At 64.8% G+C, this 25,900-nt stretch carries 25 protein-coding genes and 1 other RNA gene; 15 read left to right on the forward strand and 11 right to left on the reverse strand.

The window, feature by feature from the left end; genetic code table 11:
- Window positions 1-19: 19 nt before the first annotated feature.
- A complete protein-coding gene (locus ACEWQ0_RS00955) occupies window positions 20-619 on the forward strand; it encodes an RlmE family RNA methyltransferase (RefSeq protein WP_476484268.1) in 600 nt (199 codons plus the stop codon).
- Window positions 620-689: 70 nt separating this feature from the next.
- On the forward strand, window positions 690-2,606 hold the full coding sequence (ftsH, locus tag ACEWQ0_RS00960; RefSeq protein ID WP_476484213.1) for an ATP-dependent zinc metalloprotease FtsH: 1,917 nt from the start codon (window positions 690-692) through the stop codon (window positions 2,604-2,606).
- 274 nt (window positions 2,607-2,880) lie between these two features.
- On the opposite strand, the gene ACEWQ0_RS00965 is transcribed toward ftsH, so the two are convergent.
- The gene (locus ACEWQ0_RS00965) at window positions 2,881-3,717 is read right to left on the reverse strand and encodes a methylated-DNA--[protein]-cysteine S-methyltransferase (protein ID WP_476484214.1); all 837 of its coding nucleotides are present in this window, start codon (window positions 3,715-3,717) and stop codon (window positions 2,881-2,883) included.
- A gap of 122 nt (window positions 3,718-3,839) precedes the next feature.
- Between ACEWQ0_RS00965 and folP the strand changes: the two genes are divergently transcribed.
- A complete protein-coding gene (gene folP, locus ACEWQ0_RS00970; protein WP_476484215.1) occupies window positions 3,840-4,706 on the forward strand; it encodes a dihydropteroate synthase in 867 nt (288 codons plus the stop codon).
- Between the two features lie 2 nt (window positions 4,707-4,708).
- Window positions 4,709-6,064 (forward strand): phosphoglucosamine mutase, encoded by a 1,356-nt coding sequence (gene glmM / locus ACEWQ0_RS00975; RefSeq protein ID WP_476481725.1) that lies wholly within the window; start codon window positions 4,709-4,711, stop codon window positions 6,062-6,064.
- Between the two features lie 27 nt (window positions 6,065-6,091).
- On the opposite strand, the gene ACEWQ0_RS00980 is transcribed toward glmM, so the two are convergent.
- Both ACEWQ0_RS00980 and xseA read right to left on the reverse strand, forming a co-directional pair.
- Window positions 6,092-6,676: an IMPACT family protein gene (locus ACEWQ0_RS00980; protein ID WP_476481726.1), complete on the reverse strand. Its 585-nt coding sequence runs from the start codon at window positions 6,674-6,676 to the stop codon at window positions 6,092-6,094.
- Entirely contained in the window at window positions 6,673-8,040 is a 1,368-nt protein-coding gene (xseA, locus tag ACEWQ0_RS00985; protein WP_476484216.1) for an exodeoxyribonuclease VII large subunit, read from the reverse strand. Before xseA ends, ACEWQ0_RS00980 begins: the two co-directional genes overlap by 4 nt.
- Window positions 8,041-8,182: 142 nt before the next feature.
- Between xseA and ACEWQ0_RS00990 the strand changes: the two genes are divergently transcribed.
- From ACEWQ0_RS00990 to ACEWQ0_RS01000, 3 genes are all read left to right on the forward strand, one after another.
- Window positions 8,183-9,838: an amidohydrolase gene (locus ACEWQ0_RS00990; RefSeq protein WP_476484217.1), complete on the forward strand. Its 1,656-nt coding sequence runs from the start codon at window positions 8,183-8,185 to the stop codon at window positions 9,836-9,838.
- 41 nt (window positions 9,839-9,879) lie between these two features.
- Window positions 9,880-11,430 carry a GNAT family N-acetyltransferase gene (locus ACEWQ0_RS00995; protein WP_476481729.1) on the forward strand — a complete coding sequence of 517 codons (1,551 nt, stop codon included), beginning with the start codon at window positions 9,880-9,882 and terminating at the stop codon, window positions 11,428-11,430.
- A 68-nt stretch (window positions 11,431-11,498) separates the two neighbouring features.
- On the forward strand, window positions 11,499-12,023 hold the full coding sequence (locus ACEWQ0_RS01000) for a Z-ring associated ZapG family protein (protein WP_476481730.1): 525 nt from the start codon (window positions 11,499-11,501) through the stop codon (window positions 12,021-12,023).
- A gap of 4 nt (window positions 12,024-12,027) precedes the next feature.
- Here ACEWQ0_RS01000 and ACEWQ0_RS01005 read toward each other — a convergent pair whose 3' ends face one another.
- Entirely contained in the window at window positions 12,028-12,564 is a 537-nt protein-coding gene (locus ACEWQ0_RS01005; RefSeq protein ID WP_476481731.1) for an acyloxyacyl hydrolase, read from the reverse strand.
- Window positions 12,565-12,673: 109 nt separating this feature from the next.
- Between ACEWQ0_RS01005 and rlmKL the strand changes: the two genes are divergently transcribed.
- A complete protein-coding gene (gene rlmKL / locus ACEWQ0_RS01010) occupies window positions 12,674-14,800 on the forward strand; it encodes a bifunctional 23S rRNA (guanine(2069)-N(7))-methyltransferase RlmK/23S rRNA (guanine(2445)-N(2))-methyltransferase RlmL (RefSeq protein WP_476484218.1) in 2,127 nt (708 codons plus the stop codon).
- A 33-nt stretch (window positions 14,801-14,833) separates the two neighbouring features.
- Here rlmKL and ACEWQ0_RS01015 read toward each other — a convergent pair whose 3' ends face one another.
- Together ACEWQ0_RS01015 and ACEWQ0_RS01020 are read right to left on the reverse strand one after the other, a co-directional pair.
- Window positions 14,834-16,645 (reverse strand): cation:proton antiporter, encoded by a 1,812-nt coding sequence (locus tag ACEWQ0_RS01015; RefSeq protein ID WP_476484219.1) that lies wholly within the window; start codon window positions 16,643-16,645, stop codon window positions 14,834-14,836.
- A 41-nt stretch (window positions 16,646-16,686) separates the two neighbouring features.
- The gene (locus ACEWQ0_RS01020; protein ID WP_476481734.1) at window positions 16,687-16,914 is read right to left on the reverse strand and encodes a KUP/HAK/KT family potassium transporter; all 228 of its coding nucleotides are present in this window, start codon (window positions 16,912-16,914) and stop codon (window positions 16,687-16,689) included.
- Window positions 16,915-16,934: 20 nt separating this feature from the next.
- Between ACEWQ0_RS01020 and ACEWQ0_RS01025 the strand changes: the two genes are divergently transcribed.
- Genes ACEWQ0_RS01025 through ligD (ACEWQ0_RS01035) form a run of 3 tightly spaced genes read left to right on the forward strand, consistent with a single transcriptional unit; the run spans window position 16,935 to window position 19,478 of the window.
- Window positions 16,935-17,534: a DNA polymerase ligase N-terminal domain-containing protein gene (locus ACEWQ0_RS01025; RefSeq protein WP_476481735.1), complete on the forward strand. Its 600-nt coding sequence runs from the start codon at window positions 16,935-16,937 to the stop codon at window positions 17,532-17,534.
- A complete protein-coding gene (ligD, locus tag ACEWQ0_RS01030) occupies window positions 17,527-18,543 on the forward strand; it encodes a non-homologous end-joining DNA ligase (RefSeq protein WP_476484220.1) in 1,017 nt (338 codons plus the stop codon). Before ACEWQ0_RS01025 ends, ligD (ACEWQ0_RS01030) begins: the two co-directional genes overlap by 8 nt.
- Window positions 18,540-19,478, forward strand: coding sequence for a non-homologous end-joining DNA ligase (gene ligD / locus ACEWQ0_RS01035; protein ID WP_476481737.1), 939 nt, complete (start codon window positions 18,540-18,542; stop codon window positions 19,476-19,478). The genes ligD (ACEWQ0_RS01030) and ligD (ACEWQ0_RS01035) overlap by 4 nt, the downstream gene beginning before the upstream one ends.
- A gap of 70 nt (window positions 19,479-19,548) precedes the next feature.
- On the opposite strand, the gene ssrA is transcribed toward ligD (ACEWQ0_RS01035), so the two are convergent.
- The 3 genes from ssrA to smpB form a co-directional block, all read right to left on the reverse strand.
- Window positions 19,549-19,906: a transfer-messenger RNA gene (gene ssrA / locus ACEWQ0_RS01040) on the reverse strand.
- A 55-nt stretch (window positions 19,907-19,961) separates the two neighbouring features.
- Complete coding sequence (locus tag ACEWQ0_RS01045) at window positions 19,962-21,062, reverse strand: diguanylate cyclase (protein ID WP_476484221.1); 1,101 nt, start codon at window positions 21,060-21,062, stop codon at window positions 19,962-19,964.
- Between the two features lie 37 nt (window positions 21,063-21,099).
- Complete coding sequence (gene smpB, locus ACEWQ0_RS01050; protein ID WP_476481739.1) at window positions 21,100-21,564, reverse strand: SsrA-binding protein SmpB; 465 nt, start codon at window positions 21,562-21,564, stop codon at window positions 21,100-21,102.
- A 130-nt stretch (window positions 21,565-21,694) separates the two neighbouring features.
- Here smpB and ACEWQ0_RS01055 point away from each other — a divergent pair, with 130 nt between their 5' ends.
- A complete protein-coding gene (locus ACEWQ0_RS01055) occupies window positions 21,695-22,126 on the forward strand; it encodes a type II toxin-antitoxin system RatA family toxin (RefSeq protein ID WP_476481740.1) in 432 nt (143 codons plus the stop codon).
- On the forward strand, window positions 22,116-22,418 hold the full coding sequence (locus tag ACEWQ0_RS01060) for an RnfH family protein (protein ID WP_476481741.1): 303 nt from the start codon (window positions 22,116-22,118) through the stop codon (window positions 22,416-22,418). The genes ACEWQ0_RS01055 and ACEWQ0_RS01060 overlap by 11 nt, the downstream gene beginning before the upstream one ends.
- 26 nt (window positions 22,419-22,444) lie before the next feature.
- Here ACEWQ0_RS01060 and ACEWQ0_RS01065 read toward each other — a convergent pair whose 3' ends face one another.
- Window positions 22,445-22,879 (reverse strand): outer membrane protein assembly factor BamE, encoded by a 435-nt coding sequence (locus tag ACEWQ0_RS01065; protein WP_476484222.1) that lies wholly within the window; start codon window positions 22,877-22,879, stop codon window positions 22,445-22,447.
- Window positions 22,880-22,936: 57 nt separating this feature from the next.
- On the opposite strand from ACEWQ0_RS01065, the gene fur reads away from it, so the two are divergent.
- Complete coding sequence (gene fur / locus ACEWQ0_RS01070; RefSeq protein ID WP_476481743.1) at window positions 22,937-23,359, forward strand: ferric iron uptake transcriptional regulator; 423 nt, start codon at window positions 22,937-22,939, stop codon at window positions 23,357-23,359.
- A gap of 101 nt (window positions 23,360-23,460) precedes the next feature.
- Here the strand turns inward: fur and recN are convergent, their stop codons facing one another.
- Window positions 23,461-25,137: a DNA repair protein RecN gene (gene recN, locus ACEWQ0_RS01075; protein ID WP_476484223.1), complete on the reverse strand. Its 1,677-nt coding sequence runs from the start codon at window positions 25,135-25,137 to the stop codon at window positions 23,461-23,463.
- Between the two features lie 136 nt (window positions 25,138-25,273).
- Here recN and grpE point away from each other — a divergent pair, with 136 nt between their 5' ends.
- Window positions 25,274-25,822 carry a nucleotide exchange factor GrpE gene (gene grpE / locus ACEWQ0_RS01080; protein WP_476481745.1) on the forward strand — a complete coding sequence of 183 codons (549 nt, stop codon included), beginning with the start codon at window positions 25,274-25,276 and terminating at the stop codon, window positions 25,820-25,822.
- The last annotated feature ends 78 nt before the right edge of the window (window positions 25,823-25,900 follow it).

Genomic DNA, 25,900 nt, shown 5'->3' on the forward strand with positions numbered 1-25,900 from the left:
CACTTCACACTATCGTCCGATGGACTGGAAAAAACGCCAAAAATCGGATCCATACGTCAAGCGCGCCCGTGAGGCGGGCTATCGGGCGCGGGCGGCGTTCAAGCTGGCTGAGCTCGACGACAAGGATCGTTTGCTCAAACCGGGGCAGTTCGTGGTCGATCTGGGCGCGGCGCCGGGGAGCTGGTGCCAGGTTGCTCTCGAGAAGGTCGGCCGCAAAGGGCGGGTCATTGCGCTCGATATTCTGCCCATGGAGCCGATCGATGGCGTGACCTTTATCCAGGGCGATTTTCGCGAGGATGAGCCGCTGGCCGAGCTCGAAGCCGCCATGCAAGGCCGCCGGGCCGACCTTGTGCTCTCGGATATGGCCCCCAATATCTCGGGTATCGGTCCGTCCGATCAGGCCCGCAGCATGCACCTGGCCGAACTGGCCGCCGCGTTTGCCGCTGATTGGCTGGCGGCTGACGGCGTGTTCGTGGTCAAGGTGTTTCAGGGCGAGGGCTTTGATGCCCTGTTGGCGCAGCTGCGCGGCACGTATACCACCGTGCATGTGCGCAAGCCGGCGGCGTCACGCGCCGAGAGTCGGGAGGTTTACCTGGTGGCGAGAAACCGTCGGCCCTGAACACGGCGACGATTGCGTTGTCGTAGAATCTGATCTGTAATCAAGGCACCCATAGCCGGAGTTGAACGTTTTGAGTGATTTTGCCAAGAACCTGGTGATGTGGATCATCATCGCCGTCGTGCTGATGAGCGTGTTCAGCCACTACTCGCAGCCTGATGCGCAGCCACGTGATATGAATTATTCGACGTTTCTGGAAAGCGTCGAGAGCGGTGCAGTAACCAGCGTGGTGATCCAGGAGGAGGGCTTCGGCGGCAAGACCATCACCGGCAAGACCCGCAATGGCGAGGAATTCCGGGTGACCGCACCGCGCGACGACGGGCTCATCAAGGATCTGCTCGACAACGACGTTGAGATTTTTAGCGAGCCGCCCGAAAAGCGCTCCATCATCGTCGACATTCTCATCAGCCTGCTGCCGGTGCTGGTGCTGGTCGGCTTGTGGGTTTATTTTATGCGCCAGATGCAGGGCGGCGCGGGCGGCCGCGGCGGCGCCATGAGCTTCGGCAAGTCGCGCGCCAAGCTGCAGGGCGAAGACCAGGTCAAGGTCAACTTCGGCGATGTCGCCGGCTGCGAGGAGGCCAAGGACGAAGTCGTCGAGGTGGTCGATTTTCTCCGCGATCCGGCCAAATTCCAGCGCCTGGGCGGCAACATTCCCAAGGGCATCCTGATGGTCGGCCCGCCGGGTACCGGCAAGACTTTGCTGGCGCGCGCCATTGCCGGCGAGGCCAAGGTGCCGTTCTTCTCCATTTCCGGCTCGGATTTTGTCGAGATGTTCGTCGGCGTGGGTGCCTCGCGCGTTCGCGACATGTTCGAAACCGCCAAGAAGCACTCGCCGTGCATCATCTTCATTGACGAGCTCGACGCCGTTGGCCGTCAGCGTGGCGCCGGCCTGGGCGGCGGTCACGACGAGCGCGAACAGACGCTCAACCAGCTGCTGGTGGAAATGGACGGCTTCGAGGGCAACGAAGGCATCATCATGATCGCGGCCACCAACCGTCCGGACGTGCTCGACCAGGCGTTGCTCAGGCCGGGCCGTTTCGACCGCCAGGTGGTTGTGCCCCTGCCCGATATCAAGGGGCGCGAGCAGATCCTGAAAGTGCACATGCGCAAGCTGCCGCTGGGCGACGATGTCGCCGCGCGCGTGATTGCGCGCGGCACGCCGGGCTTCTCCGGCGCCGATCTGGCCAATCTGGCCAATGAGGCGGCTCTGTTTGCCGCCCGCGAAGACAGCAAGTCGGTAGAGCAGCGGCATTTCGAGCTGGCCAAGGACAAGATCATGATGGGCGCCGAGCGCAAGTCGATGGTCATGTCCGAAGAAGACAAGCGCCTGACGGCCTACCACGAGGCCGGCCACGCGATTGTCGGCCGCATCGTGCCCGACCACGACCCGGTCTACAAGGTCAGCATCATTCCGCGCGGGCGAGCGCTGGGCGTGACCATGTTCCTGCCCGAAGAGGACAAATACAGCCAGAACAAGACCCAGCTCGAATCGCAGCTGGCCAGCCTGTTCGGCGGCCGCATCGCCGAGGAGCTGATCTACGGCAAGGACAAGGTCACCACCGGCGCGTCCAACGACATCGAGCGCGCAACCGCGATCGCACGCAACATGGTTTCCAAGTGGGGGCTATCCGACGAGCTCGGGCCGCTTTCATACGACGAGAGCGAGGATGAAGTCTTTCTCGGACGCTCGGTGACCCAGCACAAGAGCATCTCGGATGAAACCCACCGCAAGATCGACAAGGAAGTGCGCCGTATCGTCGACGTGGCTTACGAACAGGCCACCGGGATCCTGCGAGAGCACGACAAGCAGCTGCACTTGATGGCGGATGCCCTGATGCGCTACGAAACCATCGATTCGAAGCAGATCGACCAGATCATGGATGGCCACGAGCCCGATCCGCCTAAAGGCTGGAACGACAGCGAGCCGCCGTCGGGCGGCGATGGCGATGACAAGGGCGAGGAGCCGTCGGGCGAGCCGGCGCTTGGATGAGCCTGTTGGCTGGTTGGCTCGTTCGCGAGTTCGCTGGTTCGGCATCTGACGTTGTTGCGGGGCGGCTCCGCCGCGAATTGCGCTGCCAGCCGGAGCGCTTATCGCGGTCTGGAGGCCGCTCCAACAAATAATTGCCGGCAAGGTTTTGTGGGAGCGATCTCCAGATCGCGATCCAGCGCGTCGTCTCTGCACGCCCTTGCGTGGCTTGTCCGCCCCGCCAGCCCATCGGCTGCCGAACCGGCTAACCAGCCAACCAGGTAACGAGCCAACGCATCTACGCGTCACGCTGCTCCTGCGCCAACAACGCCCGCTTCCGCTCCATCCCCCACCGATACCCCCCAAGCCCGCCATCGGCGGCCACCACGCGATGGCAGGGCACGACCACCGACACCGGATTGGCGCCGCACGCCTGGGCCACGGCTCGGGCGCCGCCGGGCAGGCCGACGCGCTGCGCCAGTTCACCGTAGGTCGTCGTGCGCCCCGGCGGAATATCCTGCAGCGCATCCCAGACCCTTTTCTGAAAGACCGTGCCGTACAGATCCAGCGGCAGAGAAGGGGGCCGCTCTGCCGCCTGATCGATCAGGCTCACGACACGATCGAGCGTTGACTGGAAACGGCCGCTGCCTGCTCGCAGCTCGGCACGGGGAAAGCGTCGCCGCAGGTCCGCCAGCAGGTCGTCCTCGTGGTCTCCCAGCAGCACCGCGCACAGCCCGCGTTCAGTGGCTGCCACCAGCACCCGGCCCAGGCGGCAGTCGGCAATGCCGTGATGAATGAGCAGGCCCTGGCCGCCCCGGGCCAGGCGCGATGGCGACATGCCCAGGCCATCGCGTGCAGCCTGATGGGCACGGCTGGAGGATCCGAACCCGGCCTCGTGCGCCGCCTCGGTGACGCTTCGGCCGCTGCGCAGCAGCTCGGCGAAGCGGTCAATGCGTGCATGCCGCAGGAATCGGCCGGGGCTGATCCCAATGCAGCGACGGAACACGCGCTGGAAATGGCCCGCGCTGTAGCCGGCCAGCTCGGCCAGGCCGTTCACGTCGATGTCGAACTCGTTCTCGGCGGCGGCCTTCAGGGCCGCAGCGAGCCTTTCCATCTGGTGGTCAGTCTGGTTCATGGCAGAAAGCATATCGCCACCGCACCCCGAGCGCATTCCGATTTCTGACCTGAAATCACCGGGCGCGCGCGAGCTTCGACGCGATAGAATGCCGCCGGGAACCTTCCAATGCCTGCGAGGCCATGACCGATACGCTCGAACAACGCTTGCAACAAGCGCACGCGACCGGACAGACCCTGGTCATGGGCGTGGTCAACGTCACGCCGGACTCCTTTTCCGACGGCGGCCGCTATCTCGATTCCGGGCGCGCGGTTGAACATGCGCTGGCGCTGGCCGCCGCCGGAGCCGATCTGCTGGATGTGGGCGGAGAATCCACGCGGCCCGGATCTGATCCCGTCACCGAGTGCGCAGAGCTTGAACGCGTGCTGCCGGTCATCGAAGGCATTGTTGCGGCCACCAACGTGCCGGTTTCGATCGATACGGCCAAGCCCGCGGTGATGCGGCGTGCGGTTGCCGCGGGCGCCTCGATGGTCAACGATATCAACGGCTTGCGGGGTGAAGGTGTGGCCGAAGCCATCGCCGATCTGGGGGTGCCGGTGTGCATCATGCACATGCTCGGCAAGCCGCGCACGATGCAGGACAACCCGCGCTACGATGCGGTGGTCGACGATATCCGTGACTTTCTCCACGCGCGGGTACGGATTGCCAAAAGCGCCGGCATCGATCCGGCCCGGATCGTGCTCGATCCCGGGTTCGGGTTCGGCAAGACGCTGGATCACAACCTCGAGCTGCTGGCGCGGCTCGACGAGCTGGTCGCGATCGGCTTTCCGATTCTGGTCGGCATGTCGCGCAAGTCCATGCTCGGGACCTTGACCGGCCGCGAGTGCGCCGCCGATCGCGTGGCTGCCTCGGTGGCCGCCCATCTGCTGGCCGCCCAGAAGGGTGCAGCCATCATCCGGGCCCACGACGTTGCCGAGACGGTTGACGCACTGAAGGTATTGCAGGCGGTCAGGAATGCGCCGGTAACCATTGAAAACAAAGGGTTTTAATAATGGCAGCAATGAAGTACTTCGGAACCGACGGCATCCGCGGTCATGTCGGCGAGCCGCCGATCACGGCCGATTTCATGCTCAAGCTGGGCTGGGCAGCCGGTCGCGTGCTCATCGAGACCTTCGGCGAGGAAGCGACCGTGGTCATCGGCAAGGACACGCGCATCTCCGGCTATCTTTTCGAGTCCTCGCTGGAGGCCGGCCTGTCGGCCGCCGGGGTCGATATTCTGCTGCTGGGCCCGATGCCGACGCCGGCCATTGCGCATCTGACGCGCAGCATGCACGCGGCCGCTGGCATCGTGATTTCGGCTTCGCACAACCCGTTCGAAGACAACGGCATCAAGTTCTTCTCGCGCGATGGCCAGAAACTGGATGACGATTTGCAGCGCGCCATTGAAGCGCGCCTCGATGAGCCGTTCGTGCAGGTCAAGCCAGAAGACCTGGGCAAGGCCCGGCGCATTGACGACGCCGTGGGTCGCTACGTCGAATACTGCAAGGGCACCGTGACCTGGGGTACCCGCCTGGAAGCGCTCAAGATCGTTGTCGATTCGGCCAATGGCGCGACTTACCGCATCGCCCCGGCCGTGTTCCGTGAGCTGGGCGCGGAAGTCGTCAGTATTTTCGACCGCCCTGACGGGGTCAATATCAACCGCGAATGCGGCTCGACCTGGCCCGACAACCTCGCGCGCATGGTGACCGCCGAGCGCGCCGACCTGGGCGTGGCCTTTGACGGCGACGGTGACCGCGTGGTGATGGTCGATCATCGCGGCGAACTGGTCGATGGCGATCAGATTCTCTACGTTCTGGCCGAGGCGCGGCATGCCGACGGCGGGCTTCGGGGCGGGGTGGTTGGCACCGTGATGAGCAACTTCGGCCTTGAGCAGGCGCTTGTTGAGCGCGGCGTCAATTTTGTGCGCAGCGCCGTTGGTGACCGCCATGTCCACAAGGCGCTGATCGAGCGCGGCTGGGTGCTTGGCGGCGAGTCTTCCGGGCATATTCTCTGCCTTGATCGCGCCAGCACCGGCTGCGGCATCGTCAGCGCGCTGCAGGTGCTCGAGGTTGTCGCGCGCAGCGGTCGCAGCCTGGCTGATTTGACTGCCGGCATGGTCAAATGCCCTCAGGTCATGATCAACGTTCCCAGCGGCGGCAAGGGGCGCGCGGTGCTCAACGACAACGCGACCATTGATGCCGCCGTGCGCCGCGTTGAAGAAGCGCTTGGGGGGCAGGGCCGCGTGATCCTGCGTCCGTCCGGCACCGAGCCCGTGGTTCGAGTGACGGTCGAGGGCTTTGACTCAAAACAGGTGCAGCAGTTGGCCGAAGACCTGGCTGGCACCGTCGAGCAGGCGCTGGCAGCGTGAACTCCCGGGAAGTGCTGGCGTAGTGCGCTAAATTCGGGCCAGTCGAACCTGGCCCCGGGCGGCGTTGCGCATATGCTCGGCAAAGGCCTGGCGGCTGGCGGCCGGCACGCTCACGATCAGGGTGACGCCGTCGGCGGCGTAGTCTTCATCCAGCTTGTCGCCTTCGAATTCCGACAGCGCATGATGGGCGGCATCGACGAACTCGAAAGGCAGGCTCAGACGCAGCCGTACCCTGGGGATGATGGGCGCGCTCTCGGCGGTGCGCAGCGCCTCGCTGGCCGTGCCGCCGTAGGCGCGGGCAAGCCCGCCGGTACCGAGCTTGATGCCGCCGAAAAAGCGCGTCACGACCACCACCGTGCGGTCATAGCCCTGGCTTTCGATGGCCTGCAGAATGGGCCTTCCGGCGGTACCACCGGGTTCGCCGGCATCGTCGAAGCGGTAACTGTCGCCGATCAGCCAGGCCCAGCAGTTGTGGTTGGCGGCCGGGTCGCTGATGCGCTCGATGAAGCTCAGCGCAGCCGCTTCGTCGTCGACCGGTGCGGCCTGGGCGATAAAGCGGCTTTTCTTGATTTCGGCTTCGTGCGTTACCGGTTTGATCAGGCGATAGTTCATTTCAGGCGCGCGTCCCGGGGCGTTGACGCCACCTCGGCATCCACTTCAAATGAGCTCATCAAGAGGTTGATTTTCTTTCCCTTTTCAAACAGGCATCGTTCGGTTAGCGCCTGGCCCTGCGAATCCCGGACCACCGCGTAGCCGCGCTCGAGCACCGCCAGGGGGCTGACGTTGTTGAGCGACCGGACCACGGCTGCCAGCTGTTGTTCTCGCCGTTCGGTGGCGTGATCGGCAGCGCGCTTAAGACGAGTGTGAGCTGCGGCCAGCTGCTGCTCGAGTCGCTGTAGCTGGCGGTCGGGGTGGCGCGCGAAAAGACGGCTTTCCAGCCCCTGGAGCCACCGGCTGTGGCTATCGAGCTGGCGCTTGATGGCCAGAGTACTGCGCCGGGCCAGATCCGTTTGGCGCCGCGTCAGCTCGTCGAGGCGGCGCCTGGGATGCTGCTGGTGCAGGCGCTTGTCGGCGTGGTCCAGGCGTTGCATCTGGCGCTGCAGTGTCTGCTCGACCGCCCGCGTCAGGCGCAATCGACTGCGACCCAGCTGGACCAGCAGCTCCGGGCCATCCGGGGTGGCGGCCACGGCGGCAGCCGTTGGCGTCGCCGCGCGCTGGTCGGCGACAAAGTCGGCAATGGTGAAGTCGGTTTCATGACCGACGCCGCTGATGACGGGCGTGTGGCAGGCGGCAATCGCGCGCGCCAGGTTTTCGTCATTGAAGGCCCATAAATCCTCCAGCGAGCCGCCGCCGCGCGCCAGCAGGATGATCTGTCCAAAGGCGTGCCGGTCAGCGGCCTGCAGCGCGCGGATGAGTTCGGCGGGCGCGCTGTCGCCCTGAACCTGGCTGGGGTAGATCCGGAGCGCCGCGCTTGGCCAGCGGCGCGCCAGCGTTTGCACGATGTCGCGCACCGCCGCGCCCGAGGGCGAGGTGACCACGCTGATCCGCTCGGGCCAGCGCGGCAGGGGCTGCTTGCGCGCTGCCTCGAAAAGACCTTCGGCCTCGAGCTTTTTCTTCAGCGCCTCGAAGGCCCGGGCCAGCGCGCCGGCGCCGGCTTCGAGCATACCGTCGGCGATCAGCTGATAGTCGCCTCGGGGTTCGTACAGACTCAGCCGCCCGCGCACCAGTGCCTGCATGCCGTTTTCCGGGCGAAAGCCGACGCCGCCTGCGTTGCCTCTGAACAGCGCGCAGCGAATCTGGGCGCGCTGGTCCTTGAGCGTGAAATAGACGTGGCCGGAGGGCGGACGCGCCAGATTGGAGATCTCGCCCGACAGCCACAGCCGCGGAAAGCCGGCTTCGATATGAAACCGGACCTCGCGGTTGAGCTCGGCGGGCCGATAGACGCGGGTTTCGGGACCTGGGGCAGCAAGTGACATGGCATCCGATTATACCGCCCGCGCCGGGCTCTCTCGGCCTGCCCGCGGCGGATACGAATGCCGTTGACGCGCACTTGACGAAACGCTGGCGGAGTCGGAGACTTGCTGCAGTTTCCCTTGTCCCTACACGGTTGATCCTGCCATGCCACGTTTGTCATTGTTTGTTTTACTGCTGTTGCTGTCGCTGGCTGCGGCGGCAGCAGAGCCCGGCGCTGTCGTCAACGCCCGCATCCATACCTTGAGCGGAGAGACCGCCGCAGCCATGGCCTGGGACGACGAGGGCCGCATCGTCTTTCTGGGCGATGCCGAGGGGCTGCAAAGCCACCATCCCGAGCTGCCGGCGACGGATGTCGGCGGACGAACGATTCTTCCGGGCCTGATTGATGCCCACGGCCACGTCATGGGTCTGGGGCTGGCGCGTTTGCAGGCTGACCTGGTGGGCGCCGACAGCATCGAGGTGGTGCTCGATCGCCTGCGCGAGCACGCTCAGCGCCTGCCCGACGATGCCTGGTTGACCGGCCGCGGCTGGGATCAGACCCTGTGGCCCGGGCAGCGCTTCCCCACCGCAGCCGACCTGGATGCAGCCTTTCCGAAGCGCCCCGTGTGGCTGGTAAGGGTGGACGGCCACGCCGGTTGGGCCAACTCGGCGGCGCTGAATGCGGCAAAGCGCGATCTTTCGGGCGATTGGCAGCCGCAGGGCGGTGATATCCGTCGCGATGACGATGGCGCGCCCGAGGGCGTGCTCATTGATACGGCGATGCGTTTCATCAGCGAGGCGGTGCCGACACCAGGGCCGGAGGCGCGTGAACGCGCGCTCGACCTGGCGCTGGCCGAGATGAGCCGGCTTGGCCTGACCGGCGCCCACGACATGGGCGCCAGCCTGGAAGATTTTCGCCTGTTTCGCGAGCGCGACCGCGCCGGGACGTTGTCGGTTCGCATCACTGCCTTCGCCGACGGCGATGACGCCATGCTGGACCACTTGTGCCGAGAAGGTGCCCATTCCGGCGATCGGCTCAAGGCGCGCTCGGTCAAGCTCTACGCTGACGGTGCCCTGGGCAGCCGCGGCGCAGCGCTGCTGAGCGACTACAGCGACGATCCCGGCAACCGCGGCCTGCTGTTCGAATCCGACGCCGACCTCCAGGCGCTGGTCGACCGCGCCATGGGCTGCGGTCTGCAGCTCGGCATTCACGCCATTGGCGATGCCGCCAATCGTCAGGTCATCGACGCCCTGGCCGCCGGCCAGGAGGCTCATCCCGACAATCCCGGCCGGCAGCGCATCGAGCACGTTCAGATCATCCATCCCGACGATATTCCGCGCCTGGCCGAGCACGGCATCATCGCCAGCATGCAGCCGACCCACGCCACCTCGGACATGCGCTGGGCCGGCGAGCGTCTGGGAGAAAGCCGCTTGCAGGGGGCCTATGCCTGGGCATCGATGCTCGAGCACGGCATTCACCTGGCGCTGGGCTCCGACTTTCCGGTCGAGCCGGTCAATCCCTGGCTGGGAATCCATGCGGCCGTGACCCGCCAGCGCGACGGCCAGCCGCCGGGCGGCTGGCGTGCGCAGGAGGCGCTGAGTCTCGAGCAGGCCTTGCGCGGCTTTACTGTCGATGCGGCTCGTGCCGGCTTTGCCGAGCAGCGGGTCGGCAGCCTGGTGGTGGGCAAACAGGCTGATTTCATCGTCATCGACGCCGATCCCTTCGAGATCGAGCCTTCGGAACTGGCCGACATCAAGGTGCTGCGTACGGTGGTTGGCGGCGAGACCGTCTACCGGGCTCAAGCTGGAACGACCGAGTAAGAAGTCGAGTCTCGAATCAGAATGATGCCCGAGGTCCAGCGATGAACCCGTTCGACGGCAACACGGAATCCCACCGCCTTATCCTGCGTCCCTCGCGCAAGGAAGACTACGACGATATCGCCGAGATCATGGAGCGTGTCTACCCGGGCATGGACGGTGCCTGGGAGCGCGAGCAGTTCGAGTCGCAGGTCACGCGCTTCCCGGAAGGCCAGATCTGCATCGAGGACAACGGCAAGGTGGTGGCCGCCGCCATTTCGCTGATCGTCAAATACAGCCGCTGGGGTCAGGATCACCGCTACTGGGATATCGTCGGCAACGGCTACCTGACCACGCATGATGCGCGTGGTGACGTGCTCTACGGCGTGGATGTCTTCGTCCACCCCGACTACCGCGATCTCCGCCTGGGGCGTCGTCTCTACGATGCCCGCAAGGAATTGTGTGAAAACCTCAATCTGCGCGGCATCGTTGTTGGCGGTCGCATCCCCGGCTATCGCCACCACGCCGATCGGATGACGCCGCAGCAATATGTGGCCGGCGTGCGCGCCCGCGAACTGGCTGATCCGATTCTGACCTTTCAGCTGGCCAACGACTTTCAGGTGCGCCGCATCGTGCGCGACTATCTCCCGGATGATCGGGATTCCGCCGGCCACGCTGTCCTTCTCGAGTGGGTCAATGTGTACCACGAGGAGGGCGAGCAGAAGATGATCGGCGGCCGCCCCTCCGATGTTCGCGTCGGCGCCGTGCAGTGGCAGATGCGGCAAACCGATTCACTCGCGGATCTCTATAGCCAGATCGAGTACTTCGTCGATGCCGTATCCGGCTATCAGGCCGACGTCGTGCTGTTTCCCGAATTCTTCAACGGCCCGTTGATGGCAGCCTGGAATGATCAGGGCCCGGCCGGAGCGGTGCGTCAGCTTGCGGGCTACACCGAGGCCATCCGTGAGCGCATGCAGCAGTTGGCCGTCTCATACAACATCAACATCATCGCCGGCTCGATGCCCGAATATGATGGCCAGCGGCTGCGTAACGTCTGCTATCTGCTCCGGCGCGACGGCACCTGGGACCGCCAGTACAAGGTCCATGTCACCCCCGACGAGGTCAGCTACTGGGGCCTCAAGGGCGGCGACCGGGTTCGGGTTTTCGATACCGACTGCGGCCGGATCGGAATCCTGATCTGCTACGACGTGGAATTCCCGGAGCTGCCGCGCCTGCTGGCCGATGGCGGCATGAATATCCTGTTCGTGCCCTACTGGGTCGACACCCGCAACGCCTATCTGAGAGTGCGCCGTTGCGCCCAGGCGCGCGCTATCGAAAACGAATGCTACGTCGTCATCACCGGCTCGGTCGGCAACCTGCCGCGGGTGGAGAACATGGACATGCAGTATTCGCAGGCTGCGGTGTTCACGCCCTCGGATTTTGCCTTTCCGCACGATGCCATCGCTCATGAGGCCACGCCCAACACCGAGACCATGCTGATCGCGGATCTTGATCTGGACAACCTGCGCGAGATCCGCTCCCACGGATCGGTGCGCAATCTGGCCGACCGCCGCCATGATCTCTATGAGCTGCGCTGGAAGGACAGCAAAAGATGAAGGGCCGACCACCGGCCAGTTGTTACCATGGTGTCCAATTTCATTTCCAAAACTGCAGGAGTAGCTGAATGGACAGTATGACCTGGGGCATTATCGGTGCCATCGTGGGGCTCATCGTCGGATCCGGCGTTGTCTGGCTCGTCATGGCGCGAAGAACCCATACCCCCACGGTTGGCCAGCTCAAGGCCGAAAACGACCGTTTCAGGGAGGAGGTCAACGAGCACTTCGTCCAGACTGCCGGGCTCATCAACGAACTGACCGACAGCTACAAGAAGGTTTTCGATCACCTGAGCGACGGCGCTGATCGCCTGGTTGACAAGCAGGCCGTGCGCGACCGCATGCCCCAGGTCGGTCAGCAGGAAGTTCGCCTGCGCCACATCGGTGCCCCGAGCGCATCCACGCCCGACCCGGGCGGGCCCGAGCCGTTTGGCAGTGAGCCTGAAAAAAGCGCGGAGGCCCGAGCCGAAAGTGAGCCGGCCGCTGACCACGAACGGCACGATGCCCGAACGTCAGACAGCGAGCCGACCGACGCCGCCGGCGACTCCGAGAGTGCTGCCGCGGAAGATGACCGCAGCAGCCACAAATCGGCCTAGGCGATCAGAACCGCCGGCTGTAGACCAGCGACCAGCTGTTGATGCCTTCATTGGGGTCTTTCAGTCCGGCATTGGAGTAGTGAATCACCCGCAGCCTCAGGGCATCGCGCGGCGTCATCTGCAGGCCCAGCGCAAAACGGTCCTCGAAGTGAGCCCGCGAGCCCAGGTGCTGGTCGCCCACGCGCTTGTCGGTGAAATATGCCGCGCCGATGCCGGCCTCCACGAACGGCTGCCAGCCGGCGGAGTTGAAACGATAGGTCAATACCGGTGAAAACGACAGTGAATGCTCATTCTGTCGGAAGTATCCGGCCTCCCACCAGGTGTAGGCGACGTTCCAGTAGCCGCCGAAATAGCCGGTTTCGCTTTCGAACCAGCGCTGCGGCCAGTCGAATGCAAGGCTGGCGTTAACCGTTTTTTCGCCGCCGTTGGTTATCCCGGGCGCCACCATCACTTCGGCGGCCTGGAGCGGGAAAAGCGGCGTCAGCGCCAGGGCAGAGGCTAGAGCGAGGCGCGATATTGACCGGGTCATACTGGAAAGCAAGGTTCAACTCCATGAAGGTGGGGAAAGGATCCGGAACAAGGTTAACGCATCCTCAGCTCACGGTGCGGATTCGGATAGACTGGCGTTGATCGGTCCCGCTGGCGTTTCAATGGAAAATTCCGCTCTGCAATTCTTTGTCACCGCGCCGCGCGGGTTTTCGGATCTGCTGGCCTGGGAGCTCACATCGCTTGGTCTGAGCCAGGTCAGGCCGCAGCGCGGCGGCGTGCTGTTTCACGGTGTGCTCGGGGATGCCTACCGCAGCTGCTTGTGGTCGCGCGTCGGCAACCGCGTGTTGCTGCCCATCGGGCAGTTCGAAGCAGAAGATGATGCGGCCCTCTACCGCGGCGTCGGCCGGATCGACTGGTCGGCGCATCTGGGCGTGGACAGCACGCTGGCGGTGGACTTTACCGGCATCAAGCCCGCGATTTCACACAGCCGGTTTGCCGCCCAGCGCGTTAAGGACGCCGTCGTCGACCAGCTTCGTCAGCGCGACGGCGCGCGGCCGTCGGTCGACATCCGCCAGCCCGATGTTCGCATCAACGTGCACATGCAGCGCACCACCGTGAGCGTGGCCATCGATCTGTCGGGCGAGAGCCTGCACCGGCGCGGTTATCGCGAGACGGGCGTGGCCGCGCCGCTGAAGGAGAATCTCGCCGCGGCCATGCTTTATCGCGGCGACTGGCCGGCGATTGCCGCCGCCGGCGGCGGCTTTGTCGACCCGATGTGCGGCTCGGGCACGCTGGCCATCGAGGCCGCCTGGATGGCCGCTGATACCGCTCCCGGTCTGCTGCGCACACGCTTTGGCTTTCAGCGCTGGCGCGGCCATGACGATGCACTCTGGAAAGGGCTGGTCGACGAAGCACTCGAGCGACAGGAGGCCGGCGAGGGAAAGCTGCCGCCGATCGTGGCTTTCGATCACGACCGCTCGGCCGTGCGCCTGGCTTTGAGCAACGTCGAGCGCGCCGGCCTGAGTGGTCGCGTTCACGTCGAGCGGCGCGAGCTTTCAGCGGCCTCGGCGCCGGCCGGCGTCAATCGTGGCCTGATTGCCACCAATCCGCCCTATGGCGAGCGGATCGGCGATGAACACGAGCTGCTGCCGCTGTATCTGCGGCTGGGCGAGGTGCTGCGCAGCCAATTTCCCGGCTGGCACGCGCTCGTGCTCAACGGCGCCGGTTGCCAGATCGGGCTGCGGCCCGACAAGAGTTGGCAGATGTTCAATGGCCCGCTGGAATGCCGGCTCGAGCGCTTCGAGCTCGCAGCGGCAAGCGAAGGCGAAGGGCCGCGGGCAGCGCCGGCACAGGATCTGGTCAATCGCCTGCACAAGAACCGGCGGCAGCTGAAACGCTGGCTCGATCGCGAGGGCGTGACCTGCTACCGGCTCTACGATGCCGATATCCCCGAGTATGCGCTGGCAATCGACCTCTACGGCAGTGAGTCGGGCGACTGGCTGCATGTTCAGGAGTATCAGGCACCGGGCAGCGTTGATCCGGGCAAGGCTCTGTCTCGTCTGCGCGCGGCGCTGACGGCCATTCCGGCAGCCGTGGGGGTGCCGCCCGAACGCATGGTATTCAAGGTTCGTCGCCGCCAGCGCGGGGCTGAGCAGTACCAGCGCTTGAGCGAGCAGGCGCGCACGCTGGTGGTGCGCGAGGGTGCCTGCCGGCTGGAAGTCAACCTGACCGACTATCTGGATACCGGCCTGTTCCTAGATCACCGTCCGGTGCGGCACTGGCTGGGCCAGCGCGCCGCCAACAAGCGCGTGCTCAACTTGTTCTGCTACACCGGTGCGGCTACGGTTCATGCCGCGGTGGGAGGCGCCAGGGCCAGCGTCAGCGTGGATCTGTCAAAAACCTATCTGGCCTGGCTGCGCCGCAATCTCGCGCTCAACGGCTGCGACCACCCGCGCCACCGCACGCTGCACGCCGATGCGCGCCAGTGGCTGGCCGCCTGCAGCGAGAAATTCGATCTGATCTTTCTCGACCCGCCGAGCTTTTCCAACTCCAAGCGCATGGACGGCAACCTCGACATTCAGCGCGATCACGCCGGGCTGATCGATCAGGCCATGCGCTGTCTTGCGGGCGACGGGACGCTGGTGTTTTCCAACAACCTGGGGAACTTCAAGCTGGACAAGGCCTTGTGTGAGCGCTGGTCAGTGGAAGACCGCACCGGCTGGTCCATCCCGCGGGATTTCGAGCGCAATCGCCGCATTCATCGCTGCTGGTTCATCCGCCACGGTTGATGATTGATGGTGATGCGCCCGGCGGCTGCGCGCTCAGCGTCCGTCCGGCTCGGAGGCAGGCGACGCTTGCGGGGAAAAGTGGAGCAACAGGCCATTGTCGTCGGGGGTGGAACGGTGTTCGCGCGAGAACAGCCGGAAACGCCCCTCCGGCGATACGCTGCCAAGCAGCAGCCAGTCCTCACCGGGCTCGCCCATTCGCTTCTCGAACTGCTCGAGCGACATGTTCTTCCCCAGCCGCGTGGTCTGAATGCGCCAGCCCTCGGTCATCCGCTTGCTGAGCGTGTAGGCATCCATTGGTGGCTTGAACGCGAAGTAGCCGCGCTGCTGTAGCGTCAACCGACGCTTTTCGTTGTTGGATTCACGCGGCGGCGGCAGCTGGAAGGTGCGGTGGTGGCCGAAGCGCGCGCCCAGGGCTTTGCACACCAGCGCGTTGTAATAACCGTTGTCGGTTGCACACAGCAGATAGCTCAGGTGCTCGATTTCAAGCTCGTGTTCGGCGTGCTCCGACAGCAGCTCGCCGTAGTAGACGGGAATGCCATCCATGCGCGCGCGTTTGAGCCGATGCCACGACCCGTCGGCGATCATGACCTTGATATCGTGCGCCATCAGCGTGTTTGCCAGCGCCCGGCTCCAGTCGCTGGCGCCGGCAATCAGCAGGCCGTTGGCCGCCTGGGCGGCCAGATTCAGGCGCCGCCCGAGTACGCCCAGCGTGGCACCGTGGACCACGACGGTCACCAGAATCACCAGAAAGACCAGCGGCATGAGCTGCTCACCCTGTGGGTGGCCGGCGGCAACCAGCGCCGGGCCGAACAGGGCTGCGGTGGCGGCGGCCACGATGCCGCGCGGCGCGATCCAGGCCAGCAGCAGCTTGTCCTGCCAGCGCATCGGCGCGCCCAGGGTGGCCAGGGCCACGCTTGCCGGACGCACGATGAAAAGCATCACGGCCACGAACAGCAGCGAAGACAGCCCGATCGATTCAAGCTGAGAGACGTGGAGTTGAGCCGGAATGACGATGAACAGCACCGACAGCAGCACCACGGTGAGGTTTTCCTTGAAGTGGCGCAGCGGCTCGCGCTCGACCAGGCGCATGTTGCCCAGCACCAGCCCCATGAGCGTGACCGTCAGCAGGCCGGCTTCATGCTGCACCTGATTGCTCAGCCAGAAGGCGACGAGCACCAGCACCATCAGCATCGGCGGCTTGAGGTGAGCCGGAACCACGCCGCGACGATAGAACCAGCCGGTCAACCAGCCACCGGCGCCGCCGAGCACAAGGGCAACGCCGATGGCTTTGCCCAGGCCCCAGAAGATCTCGCTCAGGTCCGCCGGTGAAATGGTGAAGTACTGGACCGCCAGCACTGCCAGCAGCACGCCGACCGGATCATTGACGATGCCTTCCCACTTCAGCAGTGATGCGGTCTCCTTGTTCAGCCGCGCCTGGCGCAGCAGCGGCGAGACCACCGTCGGCCCGGTGACTACCAGGATAGCGCCGATGACCACGGCCACCGGCCAGTCCAGGCCGGCGACATGGAAAGCCGCCAGGGTTCCCAGGCCCCAGGCCAGCAGCGGCCCGAGCGTCGTCAGCCGGGCGATGCCGTGGCCGACTCGCTTGAGCTCGCCAAGCTTGAGATCCATGCCGCCTTCGAACAGGATGATGGCCACCCCGAAGCCGATCAGTTCGTTGACCTCGCCCGGCGCCAGGGCCAGATCGACCACGCCGCCGATCGGCCCCAGCAGCAGGCCGGCAGCGATCAGGATGACGATTGCCGGCACACGCAGTTGCCAGGCCAGCCATTGACTGGCCAGCCCGGCGGCGAGAATGATGAGCATCAGCGTGGCGATATGCATCGCGAGAGTCTACCGCGGAGAGTGGCGGTCGGGTAGCCTGTTCAGATACGCACGCGCAAGCCCGGCACCACGGTGCGATCGGCCGGGATCTGGTAGTACTCGGTCGGGTCCATGGCGTTGCGGGCCATGAAGGCAAACAGCCGCTCGCGCCAGGCGGCCTGGCCAGCGCGAAAGCGCGATCGCCGCCGGTTTGAAGCCCGAGTGTAGCGCCATCGCCGGTGCGCCCGACTTCGACAGGGTACACTGCGCTGACGGGCCAACGTGCGCATCGCTGCGCGGGCAGGGCGTCATGAGTTCTTCGGACTACCAAAGCAAGCGCGATTTCTCGGCCACGCCGGAGCCGAAGGGCGGCCAGCGCAAGGGCGGCAACGAGCCGATCTTCGTCATCCAGGAGCACGCTGCCAGCAGTCATCATTTCGATTTCCGCATCGAGGTCGACGGCGCCCTGAAATCATGGGCCGTACCCAAGGGGCCTTCGACCGATCCGCGCGCCAAGCGCCTGGCCATTCCCACCGAAGACCATCCGCTCGACTATGCCGATTTCGAGGGTGTGATCCCCGCAGGCCACTACGGCGCCGGGCGCGTGATCGTGTGGGATCGCGGTCGCTACGAGAACATTACCGAAAAGAACGGCAGCACAAAGTCGCTGGCCCGGGCGCTTGGCGACGGGCATGCCCTGATCCGGCTCCACGGTGAGAAGATCAGCGGCGGGTATGCGCTGCAGCGCTTTCGCGGCGCCGACAGCGACGACGGCGAGCAGTGGCTGCTGATCAAGATGGACGACGAGCACGCCGATGCGCGCCGCAACCCGGTCTCGAGCGAGCCGAAGTCGGTTCTGAGCGGGCGCACTATCGACGAGCTCGACGACGAGGCGTCCGACGATGACTGAGCTGTTCGCCCGCCTGAACGCCGCCGAGGCCGACCGGCTTGAAGACGAGGCGCTGCCGGATTCGCTCTCGCCCATGCTCGCGCGCCTGACCGACCGGCGTTTCTCCGATCCGGACTGGATTTTCGAGCGCAAGTTCGACGGCGAGCGCGCGCTGGCCTTCTTCGACGGCAGCCGGACGCAGTTGAAAACTCGCAACGGCAAGCACATCAGCCGCACCTATCCGGAACTGATCGAGGCGCTGAGCGAGGTGGCCGACAAACCCTTTGTTGTCGACGGCGAAATCGTCGCCTTCGACGGGGCGGTCACCAGCTTCTCTCGGCTGCAGGGGCGCATGCAGATCGACGACGAACAGGCGGCGCGAAATTCGGATATTCCGGTTTTCTATTACGTCTTCGACCTGCTGCATTTCGACGGCAAGAACACGCGCCGGCTGGACACTCGCGCCCGCAAGCGTTTGCTGCGCCATGCCCTTCGGTTCCGCTCGCCCGTCCGCTTCACGCCGCACCGCAATGAGTGCGGCCAGGCCCTGTTTCAGGAGGCTTGCCGCAAGGGCTGGGAGGGCATCATCGCCAAGGATGCGGGGGCGGTGTATGCCAGTTCCCGCTCGGGCAAGTGGCTCAAGTTCAAGTGCACCGCCGGCCAGGAGCTGGTCATCGGCGGCTATACCGAGCCCTCAGGGCAGCGCAGCGGCTTCGGCGCGCTGCTGGTCGGCCACTACCGCGACGGCAGGCTGCGCTATGCCGGCAGGGTCGGCACCGGCTTCGACGAAAAAACCCTGCAACAACTGACCAAAAAGCTCGAGGCGCGAGCGCGCAAGACCTGCCCCTTCGACGATGGCCAGGCCATCGACGAGCGCGGCGTGCACTGGGTCCGGCCCGATCTGGTCGGCGAATTCGCCTTTACCGAATGGACAGCCAGCGGCAAGCTGCGCCACCCCAGCTTTCTGGGCCTGCGCGACGACAAGGCGGCCGAAGAGGTGGTCAGAGAGCAGCCGGAGGGCAGCCAGTGAGCACGGACAAGACCATCTGCGTCGACCGCATCGAAATCGAGCTCTCGCGGCTCGACAAGCTGTTCTTCCCCGCGGACTCGATCACCAAGGGCGAGGTCATCGACTACTACCGCCGCATCGGCGAATACGCGCTGCCCCATGCCAAAGACCGACCGCTGTCGATCGAGCGTTTTCCCGACGGCATCGACGAGGACGGGTTTTATCAGAAGCAGGCGGCCGACTACTTTCCCGACTGGATCAAGACCGCCACCTTGAGCAAGAAAGACGGCGGCAGCGTCGATCATGTCGTGGTTGAAAACACCGCCACGCTTGTCTATCTGGCCGATCAGGGCATGATCACCCCGCACGTCGCCCTGTCGCGTATCGACCGTATCAGCCGACCCGATCACATCATCTTCGACCTCGACCCCTCCGATGAGGATTTCGGCAAGGTTCAGTTCGCCGCTCGCGCGGTGCGCGACCTGTGCCGGGCGCTGGAGCTGCAAAGCTTCGTAAAGACCAGCGGCTCGCGCGGCCTGCACGTCCATATTCCCTGCCGGCGCGACCTGGGCTTCGACCGGGCCCGCAATATCGCCCGCTCGATGGCCGAACATCTGGCCCGGCGCCATTGCGATGAGCTCACTGTCGAACAGCGCAAGAACAAGCGCGGCCGGCGCGTCTACCTCGACATCTACCGCAACGCCGAGGGCCAGACCACGGTCATGCCTTACGCCCTGCGCGCCCGCCCCGGCGCCCCGGTGGCCGCCCCGCTGGACTGGAATGAGGCCCTGGCTGCCGATTTCAGCCCGCAAGAATACAAGCTGAAAAACATCTTCCGTCGCCTGGCGCATAAAACCGACCCCTGGGGTACGTATCCGGAAATCAGGCAGTCACTCGAGTCCGTTCCCCGGCGCTTGAAGGGGCTGCGCAGCGACAGGCAGAGCGCAGAAGACTGAAAGAGGAGAAGGCCTGAGCGCCCGGACACAAAAAAGCCGGCGCGCGGGCCGGCTTTTCGTCGGGGGATCTTGGTGGAGGCGGCGGGAGTCGAACCCGCGTCCGCGAACCATCTGATCCTGGTTCTACATGCTTAGCCCGCTCGATTTTTTCTCGTCGTTACGCCGCCCGAGGGGCAGGGCATACGCAACGACCAGTCCCGGTTTGGTTTAACTTCAATGCCCCGAGACGCGACATGAAGCGATCCTGCTGAATGATCCCGAATCGAAAGCGCAGGCTCAAACGGTCGGGAGCAGGCTGGTTTTTAGGCAGCCAGTGCGTAGTTGTCGTCGTTGGCAACTAACTTTGGTTCAGCCGGTTTTACGAGGGTAGCTGAGACCTCGGCATGCCCCAGGGTACGTCCGATCCACGTCGAAGCCGGAACGCCCCCGAAGTTGTATACATAGACTAGCAGTTCGGGCAGAAGTTCCGCAAGCGGTTTCCCTTCAGGCGGCGCGGTGCTTGTCGCTGAGCGCCGGTGCCGACGCGCGGTCACGGGTTTCGACGCGATTGCGGCCCCTGCGCTTGGCGCGGTAGAGCGCGCGGTCGGCAGCGTCCATCCAGGTGTGCAGGTCGTGATCACCCGGGTCGGCTTCGGCCAGGCCGATGCTGACGGTGACGCGGTCGCTGTCTGCGGTGACGGGATCTGCGGCAGCGAGCTGGTGACGAATGCCGTCGGCCACGACAGCGGCGTGCTGGCGGCCGGCGGCAAGCACCAGGCCGAGTTCGTCGCCGCCGATGCGCCCGGCCAGATCGTCGGCGCCAGCGTGGGCGCTCAGGACTCGGCCGACGCGGCGCAGCGCCTCGTCACCTGCGGCGTGGCCGTGGCGGTCGTTGACCGCCTTGAAGTGGTCGATGTCAACCAGAAGCAGGCTGGCGGGCCGGCCTTCGGCGTGGTGGGCGGTGAGCAGGCGGCGGGCGTGCGCCAGCCAGTGGTCACGGCTGGCCAGCCCGGTCAGCGGGTCGCGCCGGTTGAGCGCGTCGAGCTGGCGATTCTGGCGCTGAACCTTGCGCACCAGGCGATAGGTGGTCAGGCTCACGGCAATGGTGTGGATGACCAGCAGCGGCATGCACGCGATGATCACGAATACGCTGGTCTCGGGCCGAAAGGCAAAGCCGGTGAGCGCGGCGCCGGTCAGTACGCCGGCGAGCAGGCCGGGCAGCGACCACAGCCACAGGCGTCGAATGCCCGTGCTGATCTTGTCGACGGTTGCCAGGGTGAGCAGCAGCACCGCCGGCAGCAGGTTGAAGTGCATCAGGCCCACCCACAAGCCGGCCTGGGCGGAGTCGAGTATCAGATTGCGCAGCTCGGCACGATACGGTGAGCGGCTTTTCCGGGCGACCAGCAGGGCGAGCTGTGGCCACAGCGCGCAGGTAAAAGCGAGCATGGCCCAGCTCGGCCATGCGGCGGCGTTTTCGTAAAGCACCGCGGCAATGGCCGGGGCGCCCAGGCCCATGCCCAGCATGCGCAGGCGATGGATGCGCTGCGGCATCAGGTCGAGGTCGCTCAGGCGGGCAATGGGTCGGTCCGACTCGTCGTCATTCATCAGCTCTCGCCTGTTCTTGTGCTGACCGATACCGCCGTCAGTTCTGCTTGAGAATCCGGCCTTTCCGACGCTGCCAGTCCTTTTCCTTTTCGGCGCGCCGCTTGTCGTGCTGCTTCTTGCCGGTGGCCACGGCGACCTCGACTTTCACTTTACCCTGTTTCCAGTACATGGCGGTAGGGACTACCGTCTGCCCCTTGCGATCGACCAGGCCGATCAGGCGGTCGATTTCGCGCCGGTGCAGCAGCAGGCGGCGGGTGCGCATCGGGTCGGGGTTGATATGGGTCGACACCGACGGCAGTGGCGTGATCAGGCACCCGAACAGGAAAGCCTCGCCGTTTTTGAGCAGCACGTAGCTGTCGCCGAACTGCAGCTTGCCTTCGCGCAGGGCCTTGACTTCCCAGCCTTCCAGGGCAATTCCGGCCTCCAGCCGCTCGTCGAGCTTGTATTCAAAGCGCGCGCGCTTGTTGAGGGCAATGGTGGAAGAAGGCTGTTTTTTGGCCACGGTATTTATATCGAGCTGTTTGGGCGAAGGCAGAATGATAACTTGGAGTCACCCGCTCCATTCGGCAACCTCCCAACCGTTAAACTTCGCACTCCGGACTCCACACTTCACACTTTACAAGTCTTCCCCGATGCCCGAGATCAACCGCTCCGCCCTGGTTTCATACACGCCTGCACAGATGTACGCCCTGGTCCGCGACGTCGAGCGGTATCCGGAGTTTCTTGACTGGGTGAGATCGGCCCAGGTGCATCGGGAAGACGAGCACAGCCAGCTGGCGACGCTGGAAGTGCAGCTGGCCGGGCTGGTGCGGCGTTTCACGACGCGCAACACGCTGGTGCCTGATCGGAAGCTGACCATGGTGCTCGACAGCGGGCCATTCGATAATCTCAGCGGCAGCTGGGAGTTCGCTCCGGCGGGGTCGGGCTGTCGTGTGAGCCTGGATTTGCGCTTCAAAGTGGTCGGCGGGCTGTTTCTGCGCCCGTTTCAGCGCAACTTTTCGCGCATGGCCGACCGCATGGTCAATGATTTCACGCGCCGCGCCGAGCAGATTCATGGCCGCTGATCGCATTGCTGTCGAGGTGGCGGCAGCCTTGCCCGAGCGGCAGCTGATTGTTGCCCTGGAAGTGCCCGCAGGCACGACCCTGGCCGAAGCAGTCGAGCAGGCGGATCTGCCGGCCCGTTTGCCCGGGCTGGTCGTGGATCGTCAGCGCCTGGGGATCTTTGGCAAGCGGCGCGATCCGGATACGGTTCTTGCACCCGGCGACCGCGTCGAGATCTATCGGCCGCTCACCGCCGACCCGAAGGAGATTCGCCGGCAGCTGGCTGAGCTGGCGCGTGGCGGGCGCAACATCTGACCACAACCCGAAGGGTTCGAGCGGGTTCAGCTGCCCGGCCCGCCGCGTTTTTCCTTGCGCACTGACTCGAGATCCTGAATCGGCGTTTCTTCCGGATCCTGCAGTTCATCGAGGGCTTCGCTGGCCAGGCGCTCTTCGTCCAGGTAGTTGCCTTCGATGGAGCTGAGCGTGTTGTCCTCGAAGTAGAGCGTGAGTACGCGCTTGTCGGGGCGGCTGCCGCGCTGGGAGTAGGTATTCATGTAGTCCCAGCGGTCGGCATGAAACGGGCTGTTGACCGAAGGCGTGCCCAGCAGCACCTGTACCTGGCGCTTGGTCATGCCGGTCTTCAGCTCGGAAACCTCTTCACGCTTGAGCACGTTGCCCTGTTGTATGTCCTGCTTGTAGATGCAAGCGCTCAGCAACAGGCAGGCCAGCACGATGAGCGTGCGGGTGATGATGGTTTTTCTGGTGTGGGTCGGCATGGCGGCAATGATACAATACTCGTTCTCATTACAGGGCTATTCTGACGGGTTTTACCGATGGCAGGACACAGCAAGGAACTCAGGGACGCCGGTCTCAAGGTCACCCAGCCGCGCCGCCAGATTCTGCGCTTGCTCGAGACGACCACGCAAAAACACATGACCGCCGACGATATCTATCGGGCGCTGGTCGACCAGGGCGAGGAGATCGGGCTGGCGACGGTCTATCGCGTGCTGGCCCAGTTCGAGACGGCCCATCTGGTGCGCAAGCATATATTCGAGGACGGCACCGGTCGTGCCCAACAAGCTTGCTACGAACTCGATGATGGCGACCATCATGACCACATGGTCTGTCTGGAAACCGGAGAAGTGATCGAGTTTTTCGACGAAACGATCGAACAGCGCCAGGAATCTCTCGCCGCGGACCACGGCTACGAAATTGTCGACCATTCGATGGTGCTTTACGTCAGGCCTAAGAAATGAAGCGTTGAGTGTGAAGTGTGAAGTGTGAAGTGTTGCGAAATTCAAGGGGAATGAATGCTTCGCCGCTGCTAACTGCTTGTTTTCACTTAACACTTCACACTTCACACTTTCTTCTTCTTGTTCTTTGTTTTCAGTAATTCTTGTGCGTGTGCCAGGCTGGTTTCCGAATCGGCGCTGCCGAGCATGCGCGCGATTTCGCGCTCGCGGGCCGCTCCGGCAAGCACGCTCACGTCGACCAGGGTGCTGTCGCTGCCCTTGTCTTTATGCACGCGTAGCTGGTGGTCGGCGCAGGCGGCCACCTGCGCCAGGTGGGTAACGCACATCGCCTGACCCACGGCGGCGGCCTGGCGAAGGAAGCGGCCCACCGCATGCGCGGTTTCGCCCCCGACGCCGGCATCCACCTCGTCGAAGATGCGTGTTTTTGCACCCTGCGGGCGATCATCTGCAATCATCAGGGCCAGGGCCACGCGCGAAAGCTCGCCACCCGAGGCCACGCGTGAGAGCGGCTGCAGGGGCTGGCCAGGGTTGGCGCTGAACTCGATGGCTATCCGATCCATGCCGTGGCTGACCGGTTCGGTCTGAGCGTTGGGCTCGACCACAAAATCGAGCCGGGCCGTGTCCATGCCCAGCTCGGCCAGCCGCGACTCCACCCGTGCTGACAGCGCTTTGGCGGCCTGCTGGCGTGCCTTGCTGAGCGCTTGAGCCGCGGCGCGCCATTCGGCGGCGTGCTCTTCCACCGACGCGGTCAGCTCCTGCAGCCGGTGCTGGTGGTTGTCCAGAGAAGCCAGCCGGTCGTTCAGCTGCGCGCTCAACGCCGGCAGTCGGTCAGGTTCAACGCGGTGTTTGCGCGCCAGGTCCAGCGTCTTTTCCAGGCGCTGGTTGATGTCGGTCAGGCGCTCGGGGTCTCCCTGGTCGCGGCTTCCCAGGCGCTCGAGGGTGGCGTGGGCCTCGTCGACGTTGATGCGCGCCTCCTCCAGCATGCCGGCCACCTCCGCGACCTCGGGCTCGAGCTCGCGCACGGCATCGAGGGCCTGCAGGGCATGATGCAGAAGACTGCGGGCGCCGAGTCCGTCATCGCTATCGAGCGCGTTGCCGGCCTGGCCCACGGCCAGGCGGATGTCGTCGCTTCGGGCGAGCCGCTCCTGCTCCTGTTCCAGTGCCTCGAATTCGCCGTCCTGCAGCGCCAGGTCGGACAGCTCGCGCGCCTGAAAGCGCAGCAGCTCGAGCTGATCGGCGTCGCCCAGATCGGCCTGCAGCGCCTCGAGTGCCTGGCGCGCCGTCTGCCACCGTTGTGTGGCCGTGACCACCTTTTCGAGCTGTTTGCTCTCCACCTGGCGGTCGAGCAGCTGGCGCTGCACCGGCGGTTTTCCCAGCTGCTGGTGTTCATGCTGACCGTGGATTTCGACCAGCAGGCTACCCAGCTCGGCGAGCTGGCCCACGGTGGCTGAGCGACCGTTGATCCAGGCCCGCGAGCCACTCGGCGCCGTCAGCACCCGCCGCAAAATCAGTTCATCGCCTTCTTCCAGAGCCTGATCGGCCAGCCAGGCTCGCGCCGGATCGTCGGGTTGCAGGCTGAATATCGCCTCGAGCTCGGCCTGGTCATGACCTTCGGCAATCAGGCCGGCATCGGCGCGGTCGCCGAGCAACAGGCCAAGGGCGTCTACCAGAATCGACTTGCCGGCACCGGTTTCGCCGGTGACGACGGTAAAGCCGGGTTCGATGTCGATCTCGACTTCGCGAACAATGGCAAATTGGCGAATCGCAAGGTGACGAAGCATGCGCTTTCCGGTTGGGCCAGGAGGCCCAACAAGCTAGCACCAAGAACCCGGCTGGGCAATGGCGGTTGTGTTGACAGTAGCCGGCCCCCATTATTGCGCGCAGATGTCAACTCGATTACCACCGAGGCGAAGCGATATGGGTGAAAACAACGATACCGAGCGGCCGGAAACCGAAACCGCCGAAGCGCAGGACACGGAAAAAGAGGCCGTGGTCGAGGAACTCGAGGACGGCGCGCAGGCTGATGGCGCCGGGGAACTCGAGGGCGAGATCACGAAGCTTCGCGATGCGCTGATGCGCACGCGCGCCGACATGGACAACATGCAAAAGCGCGCCGAGCGCGAGATGGACAAGGCGCGTCGCTATCAGCACGAGGCCATCATGCGTGATCTGCTCCCCGTGATCGACGGGCTTGATCAGGGGCTCGAAAGCGCGGAGCAGGGTGATGCCGCATACGAGGGGCTCGAGCTGACACGCAAGCTGCTGCTCAAGGCCCTGGCCGATCATGGTCTGGAGACGCTCAATCCCGAAGGCGAGCGCTTCGACCCGCAGTGGCATGAGGCCATGAGCATACAGCCCAGTGACGAGGCCGAGCCCGATACCGTCCTGATGGTGCTGCAGAAGGGCTATCGCCTCAATGATCGGGTGCTGCGGCCGGCGCGCGTGATCGTGGCCAGCGAAAGCTGAGGCGGTTGGACAGCCGCGGTGATTGAAATGACGAGCGCCGGGCCCCACTAAACGGCTAGAGCATTGACGAATCGATTT

This window comes from Wenzhouxiangella sp. YN9 (assembly GCF_056324165.1).

Excerpts from the sequence above, each read along its gene's own strand:
- ACEWQ0_RS00955 (WP_476484268.1), top strand. The coding sequence starts at position 20 with ATGGACTGGAAAAAACGCCAAAAATCGGATCCATACGTCAAGCGCGCC.
- ACEWQ0_RS01000 (WP_476481730.1), top strand. The coding sequence starts at position 11,499 with ATGGACAGTATGACCTGGGGCATTATCGGTGCCATCGTGGGGCTCATC.
- ACEWQ0_RS01025 (WP_476481735.1), top strand. The coding sequence starts at position 16,935 with ATGAGTTCTTCGGACTACCAAAGCAAGCGCGATTTCTCGGCCACGCCG.
- xseA (WP_476484216.1), bottom strand. The coding sequence starts at position 8,040 with ATGTCACTTGCTGCCCCAGGTCCCGAAACCCGCGTCTATCGGCCCGCC.
- grpE (WP_476481745.1), top strand. The coding sequence starts at position 25,274 with ATGGGTGAAAACAACGATACCGAGCGGCCGGAAACCGAAACCGCCGAA.
- ACEWQ0_RS01065 (WP_476484222.1), bottom strand. The coding sequence starts at position 22,879 with ATGCCGACCCACACCAGAAAAACCATCATCACCCGCACGCTCATCGTG.
- recN (WP_476484223.1), bottom strand. The coding sequence starts at position 25,137 with ATGCTTCGTCACCTTGCGATTCGCCAATTTGCCATTGTTCGCGAAGTC.
- ligD (WP_476484220.1), top strand. The coding sequence starts at position 17,527 with ATGACTGAGCTGTTCGCCCGCCTGAACGCCGCCGAGGCCGACCGGCTT.
- ACEWQ0_RS00965 (WP_476484214.1), bottom strand. The coding sequence starts at position 3,717 with ATGAACCAGACTGACCACCAGATGGAAAGGCTCGCTGCGGCCCTGAAG.
- ACEWQ0_RS00990 (WP_476484217.1), top strand. The coding sequence starts at position 8,183 with ATGCCACGTTTGTCATTGTTTGTTTTACTGCTGTTGCTGTCGCTGGCT.
- glmM (WP_476481725.1), top strand. The coding sequence starts at position 4,709 with ATGGCAGCAATGAAGTACTTCGGAACCGACGGCATCCGCGGTCATGTC.
- ACEWQ0_RS01060 (WP_476481741.1), top strand. The coding sequence starts at position 22,116 with ATGGCCGCTGATCGCATTGCTGTCGAGGTGGCGGCAGCCTTGCCCGAG.
- ACEWQ0_RS01055 (WP_476481740.1), top strand. The coding sequence starts at position 21,695 with ATGCCCGAGATCAACCGCTCCGCCCTGGTTTCATACACGCCTGCACAG.
- ACEWQ0_RS01015 (WP_476484219.1), bottom strand. The coding sequence starts at position 16,645 with ATGCATATCGCCACGCTGATGCTCATCATTCTCGCCGCCGGGCTGGCC.
- ACEWQ0_RS00995 (WP_476481729.1), top strand. The coding sequence starts at position 9,880 with ATGAACCCGTTCGACGGCAACACGGAATCCCACCGCCTTATCCTGCGT.
- fur (WP_476481743.1), top strand. The coding sequence starts at position 22,937 with ATGGCAGGACACAGCAAGGAACTCAGGGACGCCGGTCTCAAGGTCACC.
- ACEWQ0_RS01045 (WP_476484221.1), bottom strand. The coding sequence starts at position 21,062 with ATGAATGACGACGAGTCGGACCGACCCATTGCCCGCCTGAGCGACCTC.
- rlmKL (WP_476484218.1), top strand. The coding sequence starts at position 12,674 with ATGGAAAATTCCGCTCTGCAATTCTTTGTCACCGCGCCGCGCGGGTTT.
- ACEWQ0_RS00980 (WP_476481726.1), bottom strand. The coding sequence starts at position 6,676 with ATGAACTATCGCCTGATCAAACCGGTAACGCACGAAGCCGAAATCAAG.
- ACEWQ0_RS01020 (WP_476481734.1), bottom strand. The coding sequence starts at position 16,914 with ATGCGCACGTTGGCCCGTCAGCGCAGTGTACCCTGTCGAAGTCGGGCG.
- folP (WP_476484215.1), top strand. The coding sequence starts at position 3,840 with ATGACCGATACGCTCGAACAACGCTTGCAACAAGCGCACGCGACCGGA.